This window comes from Luteolibacter rhizosphaerae (assembly GCF_025950095.1).
GTDB lineage: Bacteria > Verrucomicrobiota > Verrucomicrobiia > Verrucomicrobiales > Akkermansiaceae > Haloferula > Haloferula rhizosphaerae.
Map to the genome: position 1 here is coordinate 1 of NZ_JAPDDR010000019.1, position 21,873 is coordinate 21,873.

The window sequence follows — 21,873 nt, forward strand, 5'->3', positions numbered from 1 at the left end:
ATCGAAACCTTTTACAACCCGGTGCGCCTCCACAGCTCGCTGGGCTATCAATCGCCCGTGGAATACGAACAATCCCTCAACCACAGCTAACCCCCGAAACCGTGTCCGCGCTTTCAAAGTAAGATCACGGTCAACGCACGAAGGGGCAATGTCAGCACATTCCGCTTCTTCATGGCTGCTCGATTTTTGCGCCCTTCTGCGCCTCTTCGCGGCAAAAAATCACTTCTTCCCGATCCTCACCTCATCCCCCGTCTTCACCCCCAGCATCTCCGCCGCGTTGCCGCGATTCACCACCACCGCACCCCAGCCGGACGGCGTCAGATACACCCCCGCCTTCCCCGCCTCCAGATCGCTCCAATACCGCACCACCTGCACCTCGATCTTCTTCGCCCCCTGCAGCACCGCGGTATCCCCGACCCTTAGCCCCAGCGTTTCAAAATCCTTCGCGACTAGATCGGTCGAGACATTGCCCCAGGATTCGGAAACCACCGTGACTTTCCCCACCAAGACGCCGTCCTCCTTCCTCGCCGTGCTCGGGCGTTCCGGCGATCCCACGGTGCCATCTTTCTCCTTCGCGACTTCCTTGCCCTCGATCCAATCGCTGACCGCCAGCACCCCGTTCAGGCGCTCGATGTCGGAGACGTTGCAGTGCCCCGGACGCTTGATCTCCCACAGCGCCACCTTGTCCGCTCCGACCTCCTGCCGGTAGTGCTTCGGGTGGTCCAGTTCGGTTTCGTTGGTCAGGTGCAGCACCGGAACCTTCGGCTGGAACTTCAGCGCGGGGTAGTAGCGGCCTTCCTCCCGCGAGGGATCGCCCAAGTAGGCACCCACCAGCACCACCCCGTCCACGCCTTCCATCGCGCCTTCCGCTATCAGGGTCCCGATCAGGCCTCCCATCGAGCTACCCAGCAGCACGCTGCGCTTCGGCTCGCCGTATTGCTTCACCACTTGGGCACGCAGGTTCTTCAGGTCGGTGATGGCGTCCTCGACGATCCACCCGTTCCGCCGGTAGCTCGTCGCCGCGATCGCCCAGCCCTTCTCCAGGAGACCGGTCGCGAACTCGTCCTTCGCGTCGAAATCGCCGTCCAGCTCCCCGCCTTCCGGGCGGTAGCCGTGCGCGATCAGCACCAGCTTGCCCTCCCACTTCTCCGGCGTGGCGATCATGTACTTCGCCCCCTCGATCTCCCCGCGCGACACCTCGCCCTGCAGCGGCAGGATGGTTGCCAGCATTCCCAACAAAGCCCCGAGAAGTCTCATATCCTCATCCTAGGAACCCTTTCCCACCCAAGGGGAGGAGAAATCCACGCCTCCCTTGCGCCCTATTCTTCGCGAGCCGAGGGTGACATAATCTTCCCGGCTCTGTCCTGATCGCCGCTGCCCGTTCGTCGATTCATTGAAAACCGACCCATGAGCACCTCATTCACGGAACAAAACCAGAAGGCCGCCGCCGGACATCCGGTGGTGTCCCAAGCGGAATGGATCGAGGCTCGCAAGGAATTGCTGGCTAAGGAGAAGGAATACACCCGCTTGGGCGATCAGCTCAGCGCCAAGCGCCGGGAACTGCCATGGGTGAAGGTCGAAAAGGACTACGTTTTCGAAGGACCGGAGGGTAAGCTCGGCTTGGCGGATCTGTTCCAAGGCCGCAGCCAGCTCATTGTCCACCATCTCATGTTCACGCCCGGCGATACGGTCGCCTGTCCCGGCTGTTCCTATCAGGCGGACCACATTGCGGGCCCCCTCCAGCACCTGAAGCATCATGATGTGATGATCGTTGCCGTTTCCCGTGCTTCCTTGTCGGAGATCGCCTCCTTCAAGAAGCGGATGGGCTGGCACTTCGACTGGGTTTCCTCCCACGGCACCGATTTCAACCGGGACTTCCGAGTTACCTTCACGCCGGAGGAAATCGCCACCGGCAAGATCGACTACAATTTTTCCACCTCACCTTACCTCTTCGAGGAACTCCCCGGCATCAGCGTCTTTATCAAGGGCGAGGATGGCAGCATCTACCGCACCTACTCCGCCTACTCCCGCGGGCTAGATGTCCTGATCGGTGCCCACCATTACCTTGATCTCACTCCGCTCGGTCGGAACGAGGAAGGCGATGGCAAGGACTGGGTCAAATACCACGACCGCTACGAGGAAGCCTCCGGGCCATCCTGCTGCCAGAGCGGAAAATAGAATTCTCCTGAAACCGAAACCCCGCCTCCCGCGGATAAACACCAACCCCAAATAGCCATGTCTCTATACATTGACGGATTCGTACTGCCGCTGCCCAAGGATAAGATCGAAGCCTACAAGGAAATGTCGTCGAAGGCCTCGAAGGTCTGGAAGGAATACGGCGCCATCGAATATCGCGAATGCGTCGGCGATGACCTCGACATCAAGGATGTGCTCAGCTTCCGCACCCTGGCGGGCGCCGGTCCGGACGAAACGGTCGTTTTCGCCTACATCGCCTACAATTCCCGCGAACATCGCGACGAGGTGAATGCCAAGGTGATGGCCGATCCCCGGATGAACGAGATGTGCGGCGAGGCCGGCATGCCCTTCGACTCCAAGAAGATGGCCTACGGCGGCTTCACCACCTTCGTCGAAGGCTGAGTCCGGAAAAAATCACCGGCCTTGTCCGATTCCCTCCCCGCCATTCGTCGGATTGACGAAACCAACCATTCCTCCTCCACCACCAATGAAGATTGAACCTTACCTCTGGGGCTTTTCCGGTCGTTGCGAAGAAGCCGTCGAATTCTACAAGCAAGCCCTCGGTGCCGAAGTCCAGATGCTCATGCGCTTCAAGGATAGCCCCGAGCCCTGCGGGGACGGGCCCATGCCCGATGGCGAGAAGATCATGCATGGCAGCCTCAAGATCGGGGATAGCATCCTGATGGTCTCCGACGGCCAATGCACCGGCGACAAGGGCCCGAAGTTCGAGGGCATGTCCCTGTCCCTGAATCCCGCCACCGAGGCCGATGCCAACCGCATCTTCGACGCGCTCAAGGACGGCGGCGAGATCGGCATGCCGCTCGGCAAGACCTTCTGGTCACCCTGCTTCGGCATGGTCACGGACCGCTTCGGCGTCGCCTGGATGATCAATGTCGTGCCCTGAACCCTGTTGCAGCCTTAACCCTATCCCCTCCCGGTCATGTTGAAGAAAATACTCCTCATCCTCGCGGCCCTTGTGGTCGTGCTCTTCGCGGTGATTGCGATGCAGCCGGCGGATTTCTCCGTCAGCCGCTCCACCACCGTGAATGCCCCGCCGTCCGCGCCCTTTGCCCAGGTGAACGACTTCCGCAACTGGGCGGGCTGGTCGCCGTGGCTGAAGATGGACCCGGATACCAAGGTCACCTTCGATGGACCGGCCGAGGGGAAGGGGGCCAAGTATGCTTGGGTGAGCCAGAAGACCGGGGAGGGGAACATGACCATCCTCGAGAGTCAGGCGAACGAGCGGATCCTGATCGACCTGATCTTCGTGAAGCCTTTCGCGGGCGATAACGATGTGGAGTTCACCTTCAAACCCGAGGGCAATGGCACCACCGTTACTTGGACGATGACGGGCAAGAACAGCTTCATGGGTAAGGCCTTCAGCCTGTTCATGAGCATGGACAAGATGGTCGGCGGCGAGTTCGAGAAGGGCCTCGCCGATATCAAGGCCGCTGCGGAAGCCCCGGCTCCGGCCGCCAACTGACACCCGTTCACTCCTCAAGACGATGTCCGCCATCAAAAGTCACCACCCGGTTGGTTCCGCCGAGAACCCCGTCGCCGATCCGGTCCGCTACATGTTCCTCTTCCGTCACGGCACTTGGGACAAGGACCTGAGCTCCGATCAAGTCAGCACCGTCATGGATGAGGTCGCCCTCTGGTTCGATGGAATCGCCAGCCGCGGCATCGTCATCGGCGGAACTCCGCTTTACGAAGGTGGGAAATCGATCGCGTTGAGGGATGGCCGCATCGCCGTCACCGACGGGCCCTTCGCGGAAGCGAAGGAAGCGGTGGCCGGCTATCTCATCATCCAGGTGGAAACCGAAGATGAAGCGGTGGCCATCGCGCAGACCTCGCCGCTACTGAAGCATGGCATGATCACGGAGGTTCGCCGGATTGCCCCGGAGTGCCCGGTGCACGAGCGCCTCCGCCAGCGCGCCGCCACGGTCTGAGTCCCTTAACGCCGCACCGGTGAGACCGGCGACTTTCCGTCGGTCATGCGGATCGTTTTGATCAGCCCCTTGTCGTCGTAGTCCACCTTCTCCACCGCGATCTTCCGGCCGCCGCGGAAGGGGCCTTCCTTCTTCGCGGTTTCCCAGCGGTGATAGACGATGAACCATTCCTTCGTGGACGGATTCTCCACGAAGGAATGATGGCCCGGGCCCTGGTGCTTCGCATCGCTTTCCAAGACGCAGCCGCGGTAGTGCCAGGGACCTTCCGGTGAACTCGCGGTCGCGTAGTGCACCGAGTAGCTGGAGTCGTTCCACTTTCCGTGGCTGTAGGAGAGGTAGTAAATCTTCCCGCGCCGGTGCATGAAGGCGCCCTCGGTAAACTTCTCCGGTTGCTTCACGGTCACCTCGCGCTTGAAGGAGACCATGTCCGGATTCATCTCGAAGACCCGCAGCGTCGCCCCGGCGCTGCCTCCGGCGTAGAACCACGCCCTATCATCCGCCGGGTCCACGAAGACCATCGGGTCGATCGCTTCGAATCCGTTTCCGCCGGTCAGCAGCGGTTTGCCGCTGTCGGTGAAAGGGCCGGTCGGGGAATCCCCCACCGCCACTCCGATCCGGCTGGGAGTGGGATCCTGTGGTCCCACCGAGTAGTAGAAATAGAACTTCCCGCCCTTCTCGGTCATCCCCGGCGCCCAAGCACCGTGCCACGGCGCGCCATCGGCCTTCACCCACGGCACCTTGTCCAAGTCGAGGATCGTGCCCTCCCGCTTCCAAGTCCTGAGATCGGTGGAGCGGTAGGCCGCAAAAATGGGCCGCCGGCTCCGGGCCTCCGTCGGATACATCCAGTAGTCGCGCCCCGAAACCAGCGCGTGCGGGTCCGCTCCGTCCATCACCGGGTTCGCCGGTAGGGGTAGGATCAGGGCGATGGCAGCCAGCAGGCGGAGGAGCATGCCCTCCGTTACCGTCCCAAGATGCCGACGTCTTGCGAAAATCTCGCCCTACAAACGAAAACCATCTGCCAAACAAAAAGAAAGGCCCGCCCGCAGATGCGGACGGGCTGCTACGGCTGGGAAATAGTAATCCCGGCAGTGCCTTAGAAGGGACTTCCGACGATGATGTACCCACCGCCGCTCGATTGATAGTAGCGGTCGCCTGCACGGTAGTAACGTTGGCCGCGGTGATTCACCACCGTGTAGCCATTCGGGAGTTCGCGGATCACGGTCACGTTGCGATCACGGCCCGGTCCTGGGCCGGGGCCACGGCGATCCCAGTCCCGGTCGCGATCACGACGGCCGTCCCAGTCGTGGTCCCGATCATGATCGTGGCGCGGCACGTGACGATGCGGCGAATCTACCACCACGTAGCTCCGGCCCTGCGGGCGGTAGTAGACGTTATTGTGGTAGTAGTAGCGGGTTCCTCCGATCACCTCGGCCCGATAGCCGGAGGGAAGCGTGTTGATCGTGTAGCCGGGGCGGTAGGCCGGTTCGACCACCGTGGTGCTGTGGCTCGGATAGGTATCCACCACACAGCTCGTAAGGAGAGCGCCGGACCCGGCAACAATCAGCATCAGCAAGGTTGATTTGGTTTTCATGGGCCTCCTCTCTTGCAGGCCCTGTACCCACTCCCCGGATGACCACGCATGGAATTGGCCTTCAGTTGCTTGGGAGAGCTTGCCGCATTCGTCTACTCCCTCACCCGGTGCAGGCTGCATCCGGACCGGCGTGCAGCCTGCATGGGAGAGAACTCATCGGGATGTCCGATTTTGCGACCTTGTTGTGAATTTCATTTATAGAAGGATGCGAGGTTAAGGTTATGGCTTCATGTCATATTTTCAGCATTTTTAAGCCATTTTCGGCATGGCTTCGTCCTTTTGCATGCAACTGATTATCTGGCGATTGCGTGAATCAAAAACAGGATTCATGAATGCCGGAATATTAGAGCATGTTAGGTTTTTGATGTTGTGCTGAGGTTGCCGTTAGCTTAACCAGCGCCCCGCACTTTTACCCCCCTGCGGATGACCCGCGATACCTTCAATTCCCTTGTAGCGGAGCTGGATCGCTCGTGGAGCGACCAGCCGCGCGGGCTATTGCGGGAGACCTTGGCTTGGGTCGCATTGGGATATCTCGTCTTGCTCGCGGCGCTTTTCATGTGCGCACTGCTCTTTGCCGTTGGCCTTTACGTGGCGGTAAAATTTCACGGCCCGACTTGGACTTTTGTCGCCGCGGTGGCGGCGCTTCTCGGTTCCTTGGCCTCCGTGCTGATCCTCGGGTCCCTGTGGGTGCGCTTCGTTCCGCCGGAAGGGATCACCCTGGACGAAGCCAGCCACCCCGAGCTGCACCGGGTCATCCGGGAGACTAGCCGGGCTGCGGGGGGGATCCATCTGCATCAGCTCCTGTTGGATCCCGAGTTGAATGCCTCGGCGGTGCAGAATCCGCGTCTCGGGGTCTTCGGCTGGTATAGAACCTACCTGGTGATCGGCTTACCCCTGATGGAAGCGCTCAGCCCGGAGGAATTCCGTGCGGTGCTCGCCCACGAACTCGCCCATGTTTCCGGGCCGGACGGCAGGCTCCGGGCTTGGCTACACCGCACGCGGATGACTTGGGAAAGGATCGTCGGGCAGATCTCGGCCAGCCGCTTTTGCCCGGGACTCTCGAAGTTCTTCCACTGGTTCTGGCCGCGCTTCAATTCCCGGGCCTTCCTCCTTTCACGCTATCATGAACTGGAAGCGGACCGCGTTTCCGCGGAGGCCGTCTCGGCGGAGGCCCTGGCCTCCGGCCTACGCCGTCTGGCCATCCAAGCCAGCCGCTTGGACGAGCAAATCTGGCAGCCCTTGGAGCTCGCGATCCCGGGACGGGCGGAGCTTCCGGCGGATGTGATGAGTCGGGTTTCCTCGCTGATTCGCAGCGTTCCGGAAGCCGCCGAGGAGGAAAGATGGGCTGCCCAAGCCCTCGGGAAAACCACCGGCCTTCTCGACCAACACCCCGCCCTTTCGGATCGCCTGTCGCGCTTGGGCCAAGGCGAGCCTCTCCCGGGCCCTTTGGTCCCGGGTCATTCCGCCGCCGCGGAATTTCTGGCGCCGGAATTCGTGGCCTCCGCTCGCTCCCGATTCAGCGCTGCCTGGCTCGCAGGTGCCTTGGTCTCGCGGAAGTCGCTAGGCGGCAGCAGCAGTGCGGCGGCGGAATACCGGGCCGTGCTGGAATCTTGGAAACGGATTGCCTCCCTCTCGCGCATCGATGGCTTGGAGAGGCTCCAGCCGGAGATCGTCAAGCTGCTCGAACGCCGTCCGGACCATGCCGGAGCCTTGTTCCTGCGCGGATCTCATTTGGCGGAGAAGGGCCAGAAAAGCTCGACGGTGTTTCTGGAGAAGGCCGCCTCGGATCCCACCCTCGCGGTGAAATCCTATGAAACCATGGCCCGCTATTATTCCCGCTTCGGAGATCCCGATGCCGCTAAGCTTCTGGAAGCCCGGGCGGACCGCCATGAGCGGGAAATGCGTGAGGCCTTGATCGAACGGGGCAGCGTGGGCAAAGGTGATTCCTTTCTCCCCCACGATTTGGGCGAAACCGAGCTCGAGCTCCTGCGGGAGGTCTTGGCGACGGACCCCGCGATCCGCCGGGTCTGGTTGGGCGCCCGGGAGGTGAAGCACTTTCCTCGCTGGCGGCACCTCGTGCTGGTGGTGGAGCAGCGCTGGCCCGCCTTCAAGCCGGTCTCGGAGCGAATGCAGCAGCAATTGCTGGCCCGCGTGGCGGAGCGCTGGGAGGTGGACGCCTTCGTCCAGCCGCTGCGCTACGATGAGGGGACCAGGCCGATACTCCGGGCACTCCGGCGTCAGGTTGCGGATAGCGAGGTTTACCGCCGCAGGTAGGTCCTCCCCCACTCCGGAAAAAAGTTTCGGAATCTTTGAACATCAGGAGGGCTGGCCTGTCTGATCCTATGAAGACCGCGCACTGCGTGTGTTTTCATGTAAGGGTGAACAGCACATTGTCAGCCTGAAAGGGGTTGATGATTTTAGCCGCCGGGGGTGGGACCCCGGCGGCAATTTTTTTGCCCGCATCTCGGCTAGCGGCGCTTTTCGCCGCTCATGGCAGCGGCGACGGCGGCGGGCAGGTTGACCCCGCCCCGGCCTCCGAGCCGGAAATCGATGTCCTCCAGGCGCTGGATTAGGTCCCGCACGTCCTTCCGGGAGGCCGGTCCGCCCGCGGCATCGCAGAAATGGGTGCGGCAACCGAAAGGGCGGCCCTCGTAGATCTGGCAGCGACCTTCCTTCAGGAAGGGGCAGGCTCCGTCCACCGTCTCCGGCACGGAACTCCGGCCTGCCGCCCGCCACGCGACGGCTGCCACCAGGGCCTCGCCCTTGGTCAGGAAAGGGGTGCGGCCGGTCATCCGGAAGCGGCAGCAATCGCCCCGCCCGGTGCAGCCGCGGTCGAGCGGTCGCTCCTCCCACTCGCGGTAGATGGTGCGGACCTCCGCGGCGATGGCTTTGAGATCGGGTCCGGGCTGCTTCACGGGAGAGCTTGTTTCTTCGTAGATCAGGGGCTCCGGTCCCTCAAGCCGGACTTGAAGCTTCCGCAGTGACCTTGATTCGCATCTTTATGCGACGGACGAAGGAAAGGGGATCAGACAGAATTTCCCTGCTTCCCCGGTAGGAGCCGCCCCGGTTACCCATTTGTCATGAAGATCCGATCCCTACTCACCGCGTTGGCGACCGCGCCGCTGCTATACGCAGCCCCGGTCTTCGAGGCCCCGGCCAAGAACGAGCACATCGTCATGATCGGCAATGGCTTGGGCGAGCGCATGCAGTATTTCGGGAACTTTGAAACCGAGCTGCAGCTCCGCTACCCGGATCACCAGCTCACGATCCGGAACATGTGCTTCCCGGGTGACACGCCCAGCTATCGCCCGCGTGCCGGCCGCAAGACCCCTTGGGCCTTCGAGGGTGCGGAGAAGTTCCACCCCGAGCTCGCGCTCCATCGCGGGGAGGGTCACTACCCCTCGGAAGACGAGTGGCTCACCGTTTGCAAGGCGGACACCATCCTCGCCTTTTTCGGTATCAACGAATCCTTCGAGGGCGCGGGAGGCGTGACCCGCTTCCGGGCAGAGCTCGAGGCTTTCGTTACACACACGCTGGCGCAGAAGTACAACGGCACCAGCGCGCCGAAGTTGATTCTGGTTTCTCCGATCAGCTTTGAAGACCTGACCCAGTTTTACGACCTGCCGGACGGCAAGAAGGAGAACGAGAACCTCGCCCTGTATGCGGAGGTCATCAAGCAGGTAGCCGCCGCGCATAAGGTGGGATTCGTCGATCTCCTCGAACCCACCCGCAAGCTCTACGACGAGCTCAAGGAGCCGCTCACGATCAACGGATTCTCCCTCAATGATCTTGGTGACCGCCGAGTCTCCACGGTATTGGCGAACGAACTCTACCGCCAAGGGCAGATGACGCTCGTGACCAATCCGGATCGCGTGCGGAAGATGGTGATCGAGAAATCCTGGTTCTGGCACAATGACCATCGCATGCTCAACGGCGTCCATGCCTATGGCCGGCGCTGGAAGCCCTTCGGCGATTTCAACTACCCGCAGGAGATTGAGAAGATCCGCGAGATGACCGTGAACCGGGATCTGGCGATCTGGCGCACCCTTAAGAACGAAGATCCCAAGCTGGAAGCGGAGGACGCGAAGACCCGCAAGCTTGATCCGGTCGTCACGAACTTCGAGCAACCGATCCGCTATTTGCGGGAGAAGGAATCGCTGAAGTCTTTCACCCTGATGGATGGATTCGAAATCGGCCTCTTCGCCTCCGAGGAAGATTTCCCGGACATCGCGAACCCGATGCAGATGACCTTCGACAACAAGGGCCGTCTCTGGGTCTGCACCATGCCCTCTTACCCGCACTACCGGCCGGGCGATCCGATGCCGAACGACAAGATCCTGATCTTGGAGGATACGGATGGCGACAACCGCGCGGACAAGCAGACCATCTTCGCGGACGGCCTGCACCTGCCCATCGGCATCGAGCTCGCGCCGGAAGGTGTCTACGTCTCGCAGGAGCCGAACCTGATGCTGCTGCGTGATTCGGATGGTGATGACAAGGCCGATCGCCGCGAGTACTTGCTCCACGGCTTCGACCCGCACGACACGCACCACGCCATCCACGCTTTCTCCACGGATGCGGCGGGTGCCATCTACATGGGAGAGGGCGTGTTTCTGCACTCCCAGGTGGAGACCCCCTATGGCCCGCAGCGCTGCAGCGGCGGCGGCATCTGGCGCTTCGATCCGAAGACCTGGCGCCTCGACCGCTACGTGCAGACCTACTTCAACAATCCATGGGGCATCGCCTTTAACGATTGGCAGCAGTGCTTCATCGCGGATGCCTCGGGTGGTAATAACTGGTGGGCGCTGCCAATCTCGATCAAGGCCCCCTTCGGCTACGAAACGGGGAAGATTGCGGAATTCGCACCGAAGCGGGCCCGTCCCACGGCGGGTGCGGAGTTCATCTCCTCCCGCCACTTCCCGGATGAGTTGCAGGGCGGCTTCATGACCAACAACTCGATCGGCTTCCTCGGCACCAGCATTCATCAGGTGTGGGAAGACGGCGGCGGCTTCTCCGGCAAGCACCTCGGCGATTTGCTTACTTCATCCGATCCGAACTTCCGTCCCGCGGATCTCGAGTTTGCACCGGATGGCTCGCTCTACATCACCGATTGGCACAACGCGCTGATCGGCCACATGCAGCACTCGGCGCGTGATCCCAAGCGCGGCAAGACGCACGGCCGCATCTACCGCATCAGCCACAAGTCCCGTCCGACCGTGCCGACCGCAAGCATCGCCGGTGCGGAGATCCCGCAGCTCTTCACCCTGCTGAAGGAACCGGAATACCGCACCCGCTACCGCGCGCGCCGCGAACTTCGCGGGCACAAGCCGGAGATCGTGGTTGCCGCCGCGAAGGCATGGGCGGGCACGCTCGACAAGGCGGATCCCCGCTACGAGCACCACCTCTCCGAAGCCATGTGGGTGACGTGGGCGCAGAACCGCATCGACCACGATCTGCTTGAACAATGCCTGAACGCGAAGGCTCATCAGGCACGTGCTGCCGCGGTGGAGGTGCTCCGTCATTCCTGGAGGAAGGTGCCGGATCACGTCGCCTTGCTGACGAAGGCCGCCAACGATGAGCATCCTCAGGTCCGTCTGGAAGCCCTCGCCGCGGCTTCCTGGATGGACAATGCGGATGGTGCCCGCATCGCGCTCGAAGTGCTGAGGCATCCGATCGACAAGTGGATGCCGGAAGCGATCAAGACCGCCTTCATCACCCTGAAGGACGATATCGAGCTCCTGAAGAAGGAAGGTAAGCTCGACCTATCTAACAATCCGCGTGCCGCCGATTACCTCGATGGCAAATTGAAGATCGAGCCCGAGGAAACCGCGAAGGCGGAACCGGAGCCAAAGCTCTCAGCCGCCGATCTCGAGCTCTGGCGCGTGGGCAAGGAAGTCTTCTCTCGCGATGCCCACTGCGCCATCTGCCACCAAGCGGATGGCAAAGGCTTGGCCGGTGTTTATCCGCCTCTCGCCGGTAGCGAATGGGTCACGGGCAATGAAGAGCGCCTGATCAAGCTCACCCTGAACGGGCTCATGGGGCCCATCACGGTAAAGGGCGTTCACTACGATCCTAACAAGGGCGTGCCGCCGATGACTCCCTTCGGTCCCTTGCTGAACGACAAGGAACTCGCAGGTGTACTCACATATATTCGCAATAGTTTCGGCAACCAGGCTTCATCTGTGAAACCGGAGACTGTGGCAAAGGTACGGGAAAACACGAAGGCCAAGACGGGCTTCTATAGTCCGGAAGAATTGCTCAAGGAGCATCCCTTGGAAAACGAAGGCAAGTAACCGTCGGAAACCCCGTTGCGTTTAGTGTCCGGGTGCGAAATCTCAGGATCGATTCGCTAATTAATCGTAACATTCAATTCGATCACCGGAATTCAGCGCGGGCATGAGACTCTCTCAGCCCGCGCTTTTGCGGTCTGGCACGGGTGGCATGCCAGCCGCTAGGTCCGGAGGCATGGCACGCGTTGGATTCTTACTTGATATGGACGGGGTGATTTACCGGGGTTCCCGTTTGGTACCCGGTGCGTCCGACTTCATCACCCGCTTGAGGAACCACGGGATTCCGTTCCGCTTCCTCACGAACAACTCGCAGCGGGCACGCCGCGATGTGGCATTGAAGCTCCGCCGCCTCGGCATCGAGGCAAGCGAGAACGAAGTCTTCACCTGCGCGATGGCGACCGCGCGCTTCCTTGCTTCCCAGAAGCCGGACGGCACCGCCTACGTGATCGGCGAGCATGGCCTCGCCGCGGCGCTTCACCGCAACGGCCTGACCGTGGTGGATGACGATGCTGACTTCGTGGTCGTCGGTGAAGGCCGCACGCTCACCTTCGAGATGATCGAGCGCGGCGTGCGTCTGGTTGAGAAGGGCGCGCGTCTGATCGCCACCAACATCGATCCGAATTGCCCGACCGACCAAGGCATCCGCCCCGGTTGCGGGGCGATTGTCGCGATGATCGAGAAGGCGACCGGAGTGCAGGCTTTCTCCGTCGGCAAGCCGAGCCCGATCATGATGCGCGTGGCGCGTAAGGAGATGGGCCTCCGCACGGATGAGATCATCATGGTGGGCGACACCATGGAGACCGACATCCTCGGCGCGGTGCAGATGGGCTATCGCAGCGTGCTGGTGCTCAGCGGCGGAACCCGTCGCCAAGATCTCAAGCGCTTCGCGTATCAGCCGGACATCGTGGTCGATCACGTCGGCATGATCTCGGACGAATTCATTTTCGATAAAATGCCGATGGCGTTGGCACAATGAGAGCTTTCCTTGGTTAGCGGATGGTCCGCGGTGGATAGGCTGTTTCTTGGGTTTAACGGTCTGTCCATCGCGGCTCGCCACGGTCGGTGAAGGGTTTCTTGGGTTTAACCCTGGAGCCGACCGTGGTATCCGCCGAACTTTTCGCCCGCTGGTTCCGGGCTCTGCTTTGGCCTTTCCGGCCGCCGCTCTTGCCATCAACCTCCTCCCGGGATGCATCGGGAGATCAACGAGCTGTTAGATGGAATCGAGGCGCGATATGGCGTCAGGATCCCTTACGCCTGCGAGTCGGGCAGCCGCGCCTGGGGCTTCGCTTCGCCGGATAGCGATTACGACATCCGCTTCCTCTTCGTCCGTCCCGCTCACGAGTATCTCTCGATCTGGGATCAAGCGGACACCATCGAGCTGCCGATCGAAAACGATCTGGATGCCGGTGGCTGGGACGTGCGGAAGGCGGCTCGTCTCTTGGGCAGGTCGAACGGCGCGTTGGTGGAGTGGCTCCACTCTCCGATCGTTTATCGCAGCGAGCCCGGTTTTCTCGAACGCTGGCAGTCGGCATCGCGTGCGGTGTTCTCGCCCAAGGCCTCGCGCGATCACTACCTCGGCCTCGCCCGGCAAATGGTGCTAGGCAAGCTTCAGTCGGAGCAGGTTCGCGCGAAGGACTATCTGTATGCGCTGCGTTCGGTTCTCTGCGCCCGCTGGGTAGCGGATGGGAAGGGGAATCCGCCGGTACCCTTCGGTCAATTGGTGCCGACCGCGCCGCCGGAAGTCCGCGATCTGGTGCCCGCGCTTCTGGAGCACAAGGCGCGAACGGCGGAGAGCGAGCGGATGGGCCGCATCGACATCCTCGATCTCTACCTCAAGCAAACCTTCGAGGAGCACCTTGAGGTCCCGGTGGGGAATGCCGATGGTGAAGCACTCGACCGTCTCTTCCTCGGTGAGATCCGTCCTGCACAGCGGATTCCGCGTGTGGAGGCATTCACCTTGGAACGCGTGCGCGAGCATGACTTGCTCTTGCTCGACTCGGTTGCCGGCAGCCGCGCCTTTGGAACGAATCTTGAACACTCGGATGAAGACCGCCGCGGTGTCTTCGCCGCGTCGCAGGATTTCCTGCTCGGTCTCGGGGAGATCGAGCAGGTCTCGGATGAACGCGGGGATGAGGTCTACTACGAGCTCGGGCACTTTGTCTCGCTGCTGCTGCGGAACAATCCGAACGCGCTCGAATTGCTGGCCATGCCGGAAGACTGCATCCGGCACCGCCATCCCGCGTTCGCCCTCCTGCGGCCGGAGATATTTCTCTCGAAGCTCTGTGCCAAAACCTTCGGCGAGTACGCCATGGGCCAGATCCGCAAGGCCCGCGGCCTGAACAAGAAGATCGTGAATCCCCAGCCCGAGCAGCGTCGCGCGATGCTCGACTTCTGCCACGTGCCGCAAGGGCAGGGGAGTGTGCCGGTGCTGGAGTGGCTCGCCGCGCGGTCCATCGATCTCAAGAAGTGCAGTCTCACCGCGGTGCAGCACGCCGCCGGCATGTTCGCCATCTACGATGATCCTCGTAGCGAGTCCCGCGGTCTCGTTTCGCCGAATGATCCGGACACACTGATCTTCAGCAGCGTAACGAAGGAGGCCGTGCCGGTGGCGTGGATGCACTTCAATCAGGATGCCTTCCAAGCCCACTGCAAGGCCCACCGCGAGTACTGGGAGTGGGTGGGCCAGCGGAACCCCGAGCGCTACGCCACCAATGCCCAGCACGGCCGTGGCTACGACTCGAAGAACCTCATGCACACCCTCCGCCTGCTCGATATGGCCGGGGAGATCGCCCGCGAGGGCGTGCTGCGCGTTCGCCGCCCGAACCGGGACTACCTCCTCCGCGTCCGCGCCGGGGAGTTCGAGTACGATGATCTCGTCAGTCAGGCGGAGCGCCAGCTTGCGGAGGTCCAGGAGGCATTCCTGAAATCCTCGCTACAGGACGAGCCGGACCGGGATGCGGTGAATGCTCTGCTGGTGCGAGTACGGCGGAAAATGCAGCCTTAGGCGGGCGGGCGTTTTGCACCCAGCCATTCCAAACAGGAGGCTTTGGCTTTCTGCACTTTGGGCCGATTGTGTTAGCATGACAGGCTACCATCCCGGCTTGCAGACCTTCCACCTCCCCCTGCGTGAGGGCACTGTCACCCTCCGCGAAGGCCTGCGCCGCTTGATGGAAGTCGGAAACGCACAATCGGAGGTCCCGCTGATCGTCCGCCTCATGGAGAACCCTGCGTTCGACATGCCACCTCTCTCGATGTTCCGCGGCCGGGTGAATCTGGAACACCACGATTGCATCCACCTCGTGCTCGGCCGCGGCACCACGCTTATCGATGAAGCTTTCACCATCGGCTTCACCATGGGTTCCACCAAGCGGATGAGCACCTCGGCCACCGACCTCTTCGCCGCGGTGGCGGAGAAGCTTTACCCGAAGGCCTATCGCTTTCCGCCCAGCGCGGTCCGCGTCTTTCGGGATGCCGTGCACCTCGCCGCCATCTCGAACTGCCGCCGGCTCGATGCCGTGGATTTCAGCACCATGATGGACATGAGCCTGCGCGAGATCCGCCAGCGCCTCGGCGTGGAGGAGGAGCTGCTGATCGCCTACTACCGCTTGGAGGCACAGCGGAATCCGGATGTCGCGGCCAGCCGGAGGCTCTTGCCCCCGGAGTCCGCGCTTTGATCCGCCTCAGCGCTTGGCCAATGCCACCAGGATTGCCTTCTGCGCGTGCAGTCGGTTCTCCGCTTCTTGGAAGATCACATCGGCGTGCTTCTCCAGCACCTCTTCCGTGATTTCCTTGCCGCGATAGGCCGGCAGGCAATGCAGCACCACATGACCTTCCGCGGCGTTCTGGAGGAGTGCGGCATTCACTTGGAAAGGCCCGAAAGCTTCTTCCTTGTCCTTCTGGTCCTCCTGACCCATCGAGAGCCACACGTCCGTGTTGATGACATGGGCACCCTTCGCCGCAAGTACGGGATCCGTCGTAACCGTTACGTTCGGCGCATCCAGCTTGGCCAGGAATTCCGCCGTGGGCTGGAAGGCCGCAGGGGCCGCCACCGCCAGCTCGAAGCCGAGCTTCTTCGCCGCCCACATCCAGGAGATCGTCATGTTCGAGAAGCCGTCACCGATGAAGGCGATCTTCTTCCCTTCCCAGCCGCCCAGCACTTCCTTCACCGTCAGCAGATCCGCCAGGATCTGGCACGGATGCTCGTCATCCGTCAGCGCGTTGATCGTCGGGATGCCGGAGTATTCCGCGAAGTCCACCACATCCTGCTGCGCGAAGGTCCGGATGATGCAGCCGTGGACCATCCGGCCCAGCACCCGCGCGGTGTCCTTGATCGGCTCCCCGCGGCCGAGCTGGATATCGTTCTTCGAGAGGAACATTGGGAAGCCCCCGAGCTCGCGCACGCCGACCTCGAAGGACACGCGTGTCCGCGTTGACGATTTCGTGAAAATCATCCCCCAGGTTTGCCCCGCAAGTGGCTGTTCGCTGTGATAGCCACGCTCCGCCTTCAAGGTCACCGCGTTGTCGATCAACGTGGAGATCTCGGTGGCAGTCAGTTCTTCGATAGAGAGCAGGTGCTTCATCACAGGGATTGGAGAACGGTTTTGAGAATCGCGAGCGCCTCGTCGACTTCGCTGTCGGAGACGTTGAGCGGTGGGAGAAGGCGGATCGTTTCGGGGCCGGCGGGAGGAACAAGCAGTCCCGCTTCCAGCAGCTTGCCGCAGACGTAGCCTGCAGGCAGCTTGCCTTCCGGCACTTCGAACTTCGAGACATCCAGCCCGATGCCGAGCAGCAGGCCGATGCCGCGCACCTCGGTAATCACCGGCAGATTCCAAGCCGCGATCTGCTCCCGGATCCGCTGCTCTTGCTTCAACACATGCGCGCCCAGATCTTGCTCAGCGATTTCCGCGAGAACAGCGAGCGATGCCGCGCAGGCCAGCGGATTGCCACCATAGGTGGTGCCGTGGGAACCTGCCCCCATCAGCGAAGCGAGGGTCTTCCCGGAGGCATCGATGGCTCGCTCGGAAAGCCAGAAGGCACCGATGGGGAAACCGCCACCCATGCCCTTGGCCCAGGAGATGGCATCTGGCTGCACTTCGGGTGCGATCGCCCGCCAGGCCATCGGCTGGCCGCAGCGGCCGAAGCCGGTCTGCACCTCGTCCAGCATCAGCAGCAGGTCATGCTTCTTGCATAGCGCGGCCACACCCCGCAGGAATTCCGGCGTCACGACGTTCACGCCGCCTTCGCCTTGGATCGGCTCTAACAGGATCGCCACGGTCTCGGGTGCGATTGCCGCTTCCAGCCCCGCCAGATCATTCAGCGGCAGATGCCGGAAGCCGGGCAGCATCGGGTCGAAGCCTTCCTTCACCTTGTCCTGACCGGTGGCATTGATGCCGCCGAGCGTCCGGCCGTGGAAGGACTTCGTGAAGCTGATCACCTCGTAGCGCGGCGAGCCATCCGGCAGGGGCCGCGCGTGGCCGAAGCGCCGCGCCGTCTTGATCAGGCCGTCGTTGGATTCAGCGCCAGAGTTCGCGAAGAACACCTTGCCCGGCAGCTTCACGTGGTCTTCCACGATCACCCGCGCCAGCTCTCCCTGCTGCGGCACGGAGTAGAGGTTGGAGACATGCATCAGCGTCCCGGCTTGCTCGCGGATCGCCTCCACCAGCCGCGGCGGGCAGTGGCCCAGCGCGCAGACCGCGATGCCGGTGCAGAAATCCAGGTAGCTTTTCCCGGCGTCATCCCACACGCGGGTGCCTTCGCCGCGGACCAGCGTGACGGGGAAGCGGGCATAGGTGGGCAGGACGTGGCTCATGGGAAAGGGGCGGACGCTAGCGGTCTTCACGGGATTGGCAAACCGGGAAATTGCGGCGGATTGGTCGGATAGAGTGGCATTCATGGTTCGGAGACAGGGGTTAGGGATGGCGTGGCAGGGGCGGCAGCAGGCTTGGTTTTCCCCGCGGCCACCCGCCAAGTGGCGAGCAAGGTCAGCGCGGCACCCGCGAGCTCGATCAGCGTGAAACGCTCGCCGAAGATCAGGAAGGCCCCCGCCGCGGTTACCAGCGGCAGCAGCATCTGGATGGAGGAGCCCTGCGAAACCGGCATCGTGCGATAGGCGTTCGTCATCACCAGTTGGGAGACGCCCACGATGATCGCCGCCGCGATCAGGGCCCCGTGCCCCAGCGGCGGCAGCTCGCCCACATGATTCGCCCGCAGCGGCAGGGCCAGCAGGATGCTGTAGAAGCATTGGGAGGCATAGATGGTTCCGGCGTGCTCGGTCGCCCGCAGCTTCCGGATCAGCACCACCACGATGCCCGCGCCCACCGCCCCGGCCAGCGCCACCAGATCCCAGCCCGAGAATCCCCGCGAGGCATCCCCGCCCACGAAGATCGCCAGCCCGGCGAAACCCGCGAACATCCACAGTAGCGCCTGCCGGGAGACCTTTTCCTTCAGCCACCACGCCGCGATCAGCGTGGCGAAGATCGGGTAGGTCAGGTTCAGCACCACCGCCCGGGATGCCCCCAGGGTCGCGATCGTCAGGTAGAAGGCCGCGATGCTCAGCGCACCGATGATGCCCCGCAGCGCCACCAGCCGGCTGCCGATTAGCGCTTTCATCGAGAGCCCCCGGCCGAATCCGTAGAGCGCAGCCACCATTAGCATCCCGAAGCTGCCACGATACAGCGCCGCCATCCAGCCATCTGCCGCAGGCAGGTGGAGGCTGAGAGCGCGGAGGAGCAGGGTGTTCGCGGCGAAGAGGATCACCGAGAGCAGCATCATCAGCAGCCCGCGCGGGTCAGGGGATTCGGTTGGTTTCATCGGATCATCGTTGGATCCGGAAACGGCGGGCGCGGCGAAAGGGAATCAGCTCTTCCTCCGGGGGGCCCAGGGCCGCGTCCGGAGGTGGCTTGGTGCCATCAAGCTCCGAACGCGCCGACGCGCCAAATGGCGCGGGCGGTAAGTCGGGCAGCTTTGCGAAGGTTCGCGGGCACGGGCGGGGAGTGGCAGGAGCAGGGTGGAAAGTCAAGGATACATTGGAACGCCTCTCGTTAGGCCGTGCTTGCATGCACGCCGCCCCGTGCCGACACTGCCGCCCGATGTTCGCGCCGAAATGGAAGAAAGAGGCGAAGCTCTTGTACAAGGGGGCGAAGAAATACATTCACTACAAGCGCGACCTGCTGAAGGAAGATCGCATTGAGGAGATCGAGTCGCGCCGCGCCGATTTGCTCGAGGCCATCAAGGCGAATGACAAGGCCAAGGCCGAGGAAGCCTCCAAGCAGCTCCGCAACACCTGCGAGAAGGCGCTGCCGAATTTCCCGCAGCAGAGTGCGTGGGAGGAGAACGTGGAAGTGATCTTCGTCGCCCTGGTCGTCGCCCTCGGTCTGCGCGCCTACGTGGTGCAGCCCTTCCGCATTCCGACGAATTCGATGCAGCCGACCCTGAACGGCATCAACATCACCGCGGAAGACGGTTACGAGGCCCCGTGGTTCGGCAAGCGCGCGGCGGATTTCGTCCTGCGTGGCCGCTCGCATACTCATATCGTGGCAGAGAACGACTGCAAGGTGACGGGCGTGCGGGACAAATCGTGGTTTCTCTTCACCCGCACCGAAGTCAGCTTCAGCGATGGCAGCAAAGTGAAGATCGCAGCCCCTGAGAGCGAAACCATGCGGGCGCTGAAGATCTATCCCATCCGCAATCCCAAGACCGGACAGGTGGAGTTCGATCGCAGCTTCGAAAAGGGTAAAACCATCCTCAATGGGACCATCGATGCCGGCGATCTGGTCCTTGTAGATAAGGTTTCCTACCATTTCCGCACGCCGACGCGCGGCGAGGTCTTCGTATTCGACACCCGCGGCATTCCGACTGGTGGCCGCGATGCCGCCCGCATGGGCGATCAGGCGGAGGGCACGCACTACATCAAGCGCCTCGCCGGCGTCCCCGGAGACACGCTCTCCATCGCTCCGCCCAATCTCTGGGTAAACGGGAAGATTGCCCAAGAGCCCGGGATTCAGCGCGTGATTCAGGCGGAGGGTCTTTACAAGCGACTGAATCCGAATGGTTACGAGATCGCCCGCGGGGATTTGAATCATCCTCGGCCCTTGGGCGCGATCAACCAGCAGTTCCATCTGAAGGACCAAGCGCCTCCCGGCCTGCGCGAGTACGCCGCGCTGGGCGATAACACCGGGAATTCCTTGGATTCGCGCTACTGGGGCTCCGTGAAGGAGTTCAACCTCGCAGGCCCCGCCCTGTTCTCGCTCTGGCCCATCACCAGCGGGCATTGGGGCTTCATCCGCTGAATACCGCAAATGCACGCATGGCCAAGATGGCATTTCATGTGCATTGTTTTGCAACTTCCCCATGACCGATTCCGCTGAGATCACGCGACAGGCGAAATCGAATCTCGCCTTCGCGCTCCAGATTCTTCCCAAGGAGAGGCGGGAGGGGATGGTGACCTTTTACGCGTTTTGTCGCGTAGTGGATGACCTTGCGGATGACCCTGCGCGCCCGCTCGCAGAGCGTGAGGCTGGCCTCGCCGCATGGAAAGACGGGCTGGAAAACGGCTTTGCCGATCCCGACCCGCTGCAGGCCGAGGTTGTCGCGCTCATGAAGCGCCACTCGATTCCGGCCCACCTGCTCACCGCGATCATCGACGGTTGTCTCATGGATCTCCATCCCCAGCGTTTCGGCACTTGGGAGGATCTCTCGCAATATACTTACAAGGTTGCCTGCGCCGTCGGCCTTGCTTCGCTGAAAGTCTTCGGCGCGGAAGATCCTGCTTCGGAGCGCTACGCCGTCGCCCTCGGTCACGCCCTGCAGCTGACGAATATCCTGCGGGATGTCGGTGAAGACCTTTCAAACGGCGTGCGCATCTACCTGCCGCTGGCGGATCTGGCCCGCTTCCAATACACCGAGCGTGATCTGATCGGCCGCGTTTACGATGGCCGCTTCGTGGCCCTCATGAATTACGAGGCGGACCGCGCCTTGGCCTTTTATCAGGAGGCGCTGGATGCCATGCCGAAGAGCGATGCCAAGGCGCTCGTGCCTGCGGAAATCATGCGCTCCATCTACCAGACCCTGTTGGAGAAGATGCGCCGCGGCGGATTCAAGGTTTTCGACCGCCGTTACAGCCTCTCGAAGGCCCGGAAGATGGCGATCTTCTCGAAGCATTTCTTGCGCCTCGGCGAGACGGCTTGAATATTGGTGCATCGTCACCGTCCCAAAGGCCGCAATGAAAGTGCTTCTCGCCCTGCCCTTCGTTCTCGTTTGTGCCTCCTGCGTCTATCCGGAGCCTTACCCCGAACCACGGTCGCCTTACTATCGTCCGGACGGCTCGCGCTATGCGCCTTACGATCGCGGTCCCGGCCCGGGACCGGGTCCTGATTCGGACTACGGCACGGAATCCGGCCGTTACCAACCTCTCGATGAGCAGGGCACCGGTCCCCGCCAGCCTGACACGCGTCCGGCTCCGGCACCGCGTATTGAAGACGATTTCGATCCCCAACCCCCGGCCCCGCAGCAGCCGAAGCCACGTCCGGAATACCCGGTCGCGGAGGCTACCGAAACCGCCGGTCGCGTCCTTAGCCCCTATCCTCCCTACAACGTAATCGACGTGGAAGGATTCAAGAGCGGCGCTCTTGCGAAGGACCCATCGAACGGGAAGATCTTCCGGGTCCCCTGAGCAGACTCGTGATCGGGTGGGCCGGTGAGGCCCGGGATGGAATCTCCCCCATGAGAGGGAGGTGAATTGCGCTCTTGATGCGCGATTCGCGGGAAAATAGCCGCCTCGCAGGGCTGTTAGGGCCATCGGCTTTGCCAGTCCCGGGCGGGTATGAACCTTGAGGCTGTCTCCCGGCCC

At 62.3% G+C, this 21,873-nt stretch carries 20 protein-coding genes; 13 read left to right on the forward strand and 7 right to left on the reverse strand.

The features are described from left to right. Positions 1-219: 219 nt before the first annotated feature. Positions 220-1,257, reverse strand: a complete 1,038-nt coding sequence (locus OJ996_RS24640) for an SAM hydroxide adenosyltransferase (protein WP_264516403.1) — start codon at positions 1,255-1,257, stop codon at positions 220-222. Positions 1,258-1,407: 150 nt separating this feature from the next. On the opposite strand from OJ996_RS24640, the gene OJ996_RS24645 reads away from it, so the two are divergent. From OJ996_RS24645 to OJ996_RS24665, 5 genes are all read left to right on the forward strand, one after another. Beyond that, on the forward strand, positions 1,408-2,178 hold the full coding sequence (locus OJ996_RS24645; RefSeq protein ID WP_264516404.1) for a DUF899 domain-containing protein: 771 nt from the start codon (positions 1,408-1,410) through the stop codon (positions 2,176-2,178). Positions 2,179-2,235: 57 nt separating this feature from the next. Then, positions 2,236-2,598, forward strand: a complete 363-nt coding sequence (locus tag OJ996_RS24650; protein WP_264516405.1) for a DUF1428 domain-containing protein — start codon at positions 2,236-2,238, stop codon at positions 2,596-2,598. Positions 2,599-2,683: 85 nt separating this feature from the next. Further along, complete coding sequence (locus OJ996_RS24655) at positions 2,684-3,100, forward strand: VOC family protein (protein WP_264516407.1); 417 nt, start codon at positions 2,684-2,686, stop codon at positions 3,098-3,100. Positions 3,101-3,136: 36 nt separating this feature from the next. Next, positions 3,137-3,679: an SRPBCC family protein gene (locus OJ996_RS24660; protein WP_264516408.1), complete on the forward strand. Its 543-nt coding sequence runs from the start codon at positions 3,137-3,139 to the stop codon at positions 3,677-3,679. Positions 3,680-3,701: 22 nt separating this feature from the next. Further along, positions 3,702-4,145, forward strand: coding sequence for a YciI family protein (locus OJ996_RS24665; RefSeq protein WP_264516409.1), 444 nt, complete (start codon positions 3,702-3,704; stop codon positions 4,143-4,145). A gap of 5 nt (positions 4,146-4,150) precedes the next feature. Here OJ996_RS24665 and OJ996_RS24670 read toward each other — a convergent pair whose 3' ends face one another. Continuing rightward, a complete protein-coding gene (locus tag OJ996_RS24670) occupies positions 4,151-5,095 on the reverse strand; it encodes a family 43 glycosylhydrolase (RefSeq protein ID WP_264516411.1) in 945 nt (314 codons plus the stop codon). Between the two features lie 143 nt (positions 5,096-5,238). Next, a complete protein-coding gene (locus tag OJ996_RS24675; protein ID WP_264516413.1) occupies positions 5,239-5,736 on the reverse strand; it encodes a DUF6515 family protein in 498 nt (165 codons plus the stop codon). A 423-nt stretch (positions 5,737-6,159) separates the two neighbouring features. Between OJ996_RS24675 and OJ996_RS24680 the strand changes: the two genes are divergently transcribed. After that, positions 6,160-8,010 (forward strand): M48 family metallopeptidase, encoded by a 1,851-nt coding sequence (locus OJ996_RS24680; protein ID WP_264516414.1) that lies wholly within the window; start codon positions 6,160-6,162, stop codon positions 8,008-8,010. Between the two features lie 194 nt (positions 8,011-8,204). Here the strand turns inward: OJ996_RS24680 and OJ996_RS24685 are convergent, their stop codons facing one another. Beyond that, positions 8,205-8,651, reverse strand: a complete 447-nt coding sequence (locus OJ996_RS24685; protein ID WP_264516416.1) for a YkgJ family cysteine cluster protein — start codon at positions 8,649-8,651, stop codon at positions 8,205-8,207. A 165-nt stretch (positions 8,652-8,816) separates the two neighbouring features. Between OJ996_RS24685 and OJ996_RS24690 the strand changes: the two genes are divergently transcribed. The 4 genes from OJ996_RS24690 to OJ996_RS24705 all read left to right on the forward strand — a co-directional run bounded on the left by OJ996_RS24690 (position 8,817) and on the right by OJ996_RS24705 (position 15,700). Beyond that, the gene (locus OJ996_RS24690) at positions 8,817-12,029 is read left to right on the forward strand and encodes a PVC-type heme-binding CxxCH protein (RefSeq protein ID WP_264516417.1); all 3,213 of its coding nucleotides are present in this window, start codon (positions 8,817-8,819) and stop codon (positions 12,027-12,029) included. A gap of 199 nt (positions 12,030-12,228) precedes the next feature. Further along, positions 12,229-13,002: an HAD-IIA family hydrolase gene (locus tag OJ996_RS24695; RefSeq protein WP_264516418.1), complete on the forward strand. Its 774-nt coding sequence runs from the start codon at positions 12,229-12,231 to the stop codon at positions 13,000-13,002. A gap of 210 nt (positions 13,003-13,212) precedes the next feature. After that, on the forward strand, positions 13,213-15,030 hold the full coding sequence (locus OJ996_RS24700) for a DNA polymerase beta superfamily protein (RefSeq protein ID WP_264516419.1): 1,818 nt from the start codon (positions 13,213-13,215) through the stop codon (positions 15,028-15,030). Between the two features lie 76 nt (positions 15,031-15,106). Next, positions 15,107-15,700 carry a hypothetical protein gene (locus tag OJ996_RS24705; RefSeq protein ID WP_264516420.1) on the forward strand — a complete coding sequence of 198 codons (594 nt, stop codon included), beginning with the start codon at positions 15,107-15,109 and terminating at the stop codon, positions 15,698-15,700. Positions 15,701-15,706: 6 nt separating this feature from the next. Here the strand turns inward: OJ996_RS24705 and argF are convergent, their stop codons facing one another. The 3 genes from argF to OJ996_RS24720 all read right to left on the reverse strand — a co-directional run bounded on the left by argF (position 15,707) and on the right by OJ996_RS24720 (position 18,836). After that, entirely contained in the window at positions 15,707-16,606 is a 900-nt protein-coding gene (gene argF, locus OJ996_RS24710; RefSeq protein WP_264516421.1) for an ornithine carbamoyltransferase, read from the reverse strand. Continuing rightward, a complete protein-coding gene (locus OJ996_RS24715; protein ID WP_264516422.1) occupies positions 16,606-17,835 on the reverse strand; it encodes an aspartate aminotransferase family protein in 1,230 nt (409 codons plus the stop codon). Before OJ996_RS24715 ends, argF begins: the two co-directional genes overlap by 1 nt. A gap of 80 nt (positions 17,836-17,915) precedes the next feature. Further along, complete coding sequence (locus tag OJ996_RS24720; protein WP_264516423.1) at positions 17,916-18,836, reverse strand: DMT family transporter; 921 nt, start codon at positions 18,834-18,836, stop codon at positions 17,916-17,918. A gap of 278 nt (positions 18,837-19,114) precedes the next feature. Here OJ996_RS24720 and lepB point away from each other — a divergent pair, with 278 nt between their 5' ends. The 3 genes from lepB (at position 19,115) to OJ996_RS24735 (ending at position 21,696) form a co-directional block, all read left to right on the forward strand. Continuing rightward, positions 19,115-20,314: a signal peptidase I gene (gene lepB / locus OJ996_RS24725; protein WP_264516425.1), complete on the forward strand. Its 1,200-nt coding sequence runs from the start codon at positions 19,115-19,117 to the stop codon at positions 20,312-20,314. A gap of 61 nt (positions 20,315-20,375) precedes the next feature. Then, positions 20,376-21,212 carry a phytoene/squalene synthase family protein gene (locus OJ996_RS24730; protein ID WP_264516427.1) on the forward strand — a complete coding sequence of 279 codons (837 nt, stop codon included), beginning with the start codon at positions 20,376-20,378 and terminating at the stop codon, positions 21,210-21,212. A 34-nt stretch (positions 21,213-21,246) separates the two neighbouring features. Then, positions 21,247-21,696, forward strand: coding sequence for a hypothetical protein (locus tag OJ996_RS24735; protein WP_264516429.1), 450 nt, complete (start codon positions 21,247-21,249; stop codon positions 21,694-21,696). Positions 21,697-21,873 lie beyond the last annotated feature (177 nt).

Excerpts from the sequence above, each read along its gene's own strand:
- OJ996_RS24640 (WP_264516403.1), bottom strand. The coding sequence starts at position 1,257 with ATGAGACTTCTCGGGGCTTTGTTGGGAATGCTGGCAACCATCCTGCCG.
- OJ996_RS24645 (WP_264516404.1), top strand. The coding sequence starts at position 1,408 with ATGAGCACCTCATTCACGGAACAAAACCAGAAGGCCGCCGCCGGACAT.
- OJ996_RS24650 (WP_264516405.1), top strand. The coding sequence starts at position 2,236 with ATGTCTCTATACATTGACGGATTCGTACTGCCGCTGCCCAAGGATAAG.
- OJ996_RS24655 (WP_264516407.1), top strand. The coding sequence starts at position 2,684 with ATGAAGATTGAACCTTACCTCTGGGGCTTTTCCGGTCGTTGCGAAGAA.
- OJ996_RS24660 (WP_264516408.1), top strand. The coding sequence starts at position 3,137 with ATGTTGAAGAAAATACTCCTCATCCTCGCGGCCCTTGTGGTCGTGCTC.
- OJ996_RS24665 (WP_264516409.1), top strand. The coding sequence starts at position 3,702 with ATGTCCGCCATCAAAAGTCACCACCCGGTTGGTTCCGCCGAGAACCCC.
- OJ996_RS24670 (WP_264516411.1), bottom strand. The coding sequence starts at position 5,095 with ATGCTCCTCCGCCTGCTGGCTGCCATCGCCCTGATCCTACCCCTACCG.
- OJ996_RS24675 (WP_264516413.1), bottom strand. The coding sequence starts at position 5,736 with ATGAAAACCAAATCAACCTTGCTGATGCTGATTGTTGCCGGGTCCGGC.
- OJ996_RS24680 (WP_264516414.1), top strand. The coding sequence starts at position 6,160 with ATGACCCGCGATACCTTCAATTCCCTTGTAGCGGAGCTGGATCGCTCG.
- OJ996_RS24690 (WP_264516417.1), top strand. The coding sequence starts at position 8,817 with ATGAAGATCCGATCCCTACTCACCGCGTTGGCGACCGCGCCGCTGCTA.
- OJ996_RS24695 (WP_264516418.1), top strand. The coding sequence starts at position 12,229 with ATGGACGGGGTGATTTACCGGGGTTCCCGTTTGGTACCCGGTGCGTCC.
- OJ996_RS24700 (WP_264516419.1), top strand. The coding sequence starts at position 13,213 with ATGCATCGGGAGATCAACGAGCTGTTAGATGGAATCGAGGCGCGATAT.
- OJ996_RS24705 (WP_264516420.1), top strand. The coding sequence starts at position 15,107 with ATGACAGGCTACCATCCCGGCTTGCAGACCTTCCACCTCCCCCTGCGT.
- argF (WP_264516421.1), bottom strand. The coding sequence starts at position 16,606 with ATGAAGCACCTGCTCTCTATCGAAGAACTGACTGCCACCGAGATCTCC.
- OJ996_RS24715 (WP_264516422.1), bottom strand. The coding sequence starts at position 17,835 with ATGAGCCACGTCCTGCCCACCTATGCCCGCTTCCCCGTCACGCTGGTC.
- OJ996_RS24720 (WP_264516423.1), bottom strand. The coding sequence starts at position 18,836 with ATGAAACCAACCGAATCCCCTGACCCGCGCGGGCTGCTGATGATGCTG.
- lepB (WP_264516425.1), top strand. The coding sequence starts at position 19,115 with ATGTTCGCGCCGAAATGGAAGAAAGAGGCGAAGCTCTTGTACAAGGGG.
- OJ996_RS24730 (WP_264516427.1), top strand. The coding sequence starts at position 20,376 with ATGACCGATTCCGCTGAGATCACGCGACAGGCGAAATCGAATCTCGCC.
- OJ996_RS24735 (WP_264516429.1), top strand. The coding sequence starts at position 21,247 with ATGAAAGTGCTTCTCGCCCTGCCCTTCGTTCTCGTTTGTGCCTCCTGC.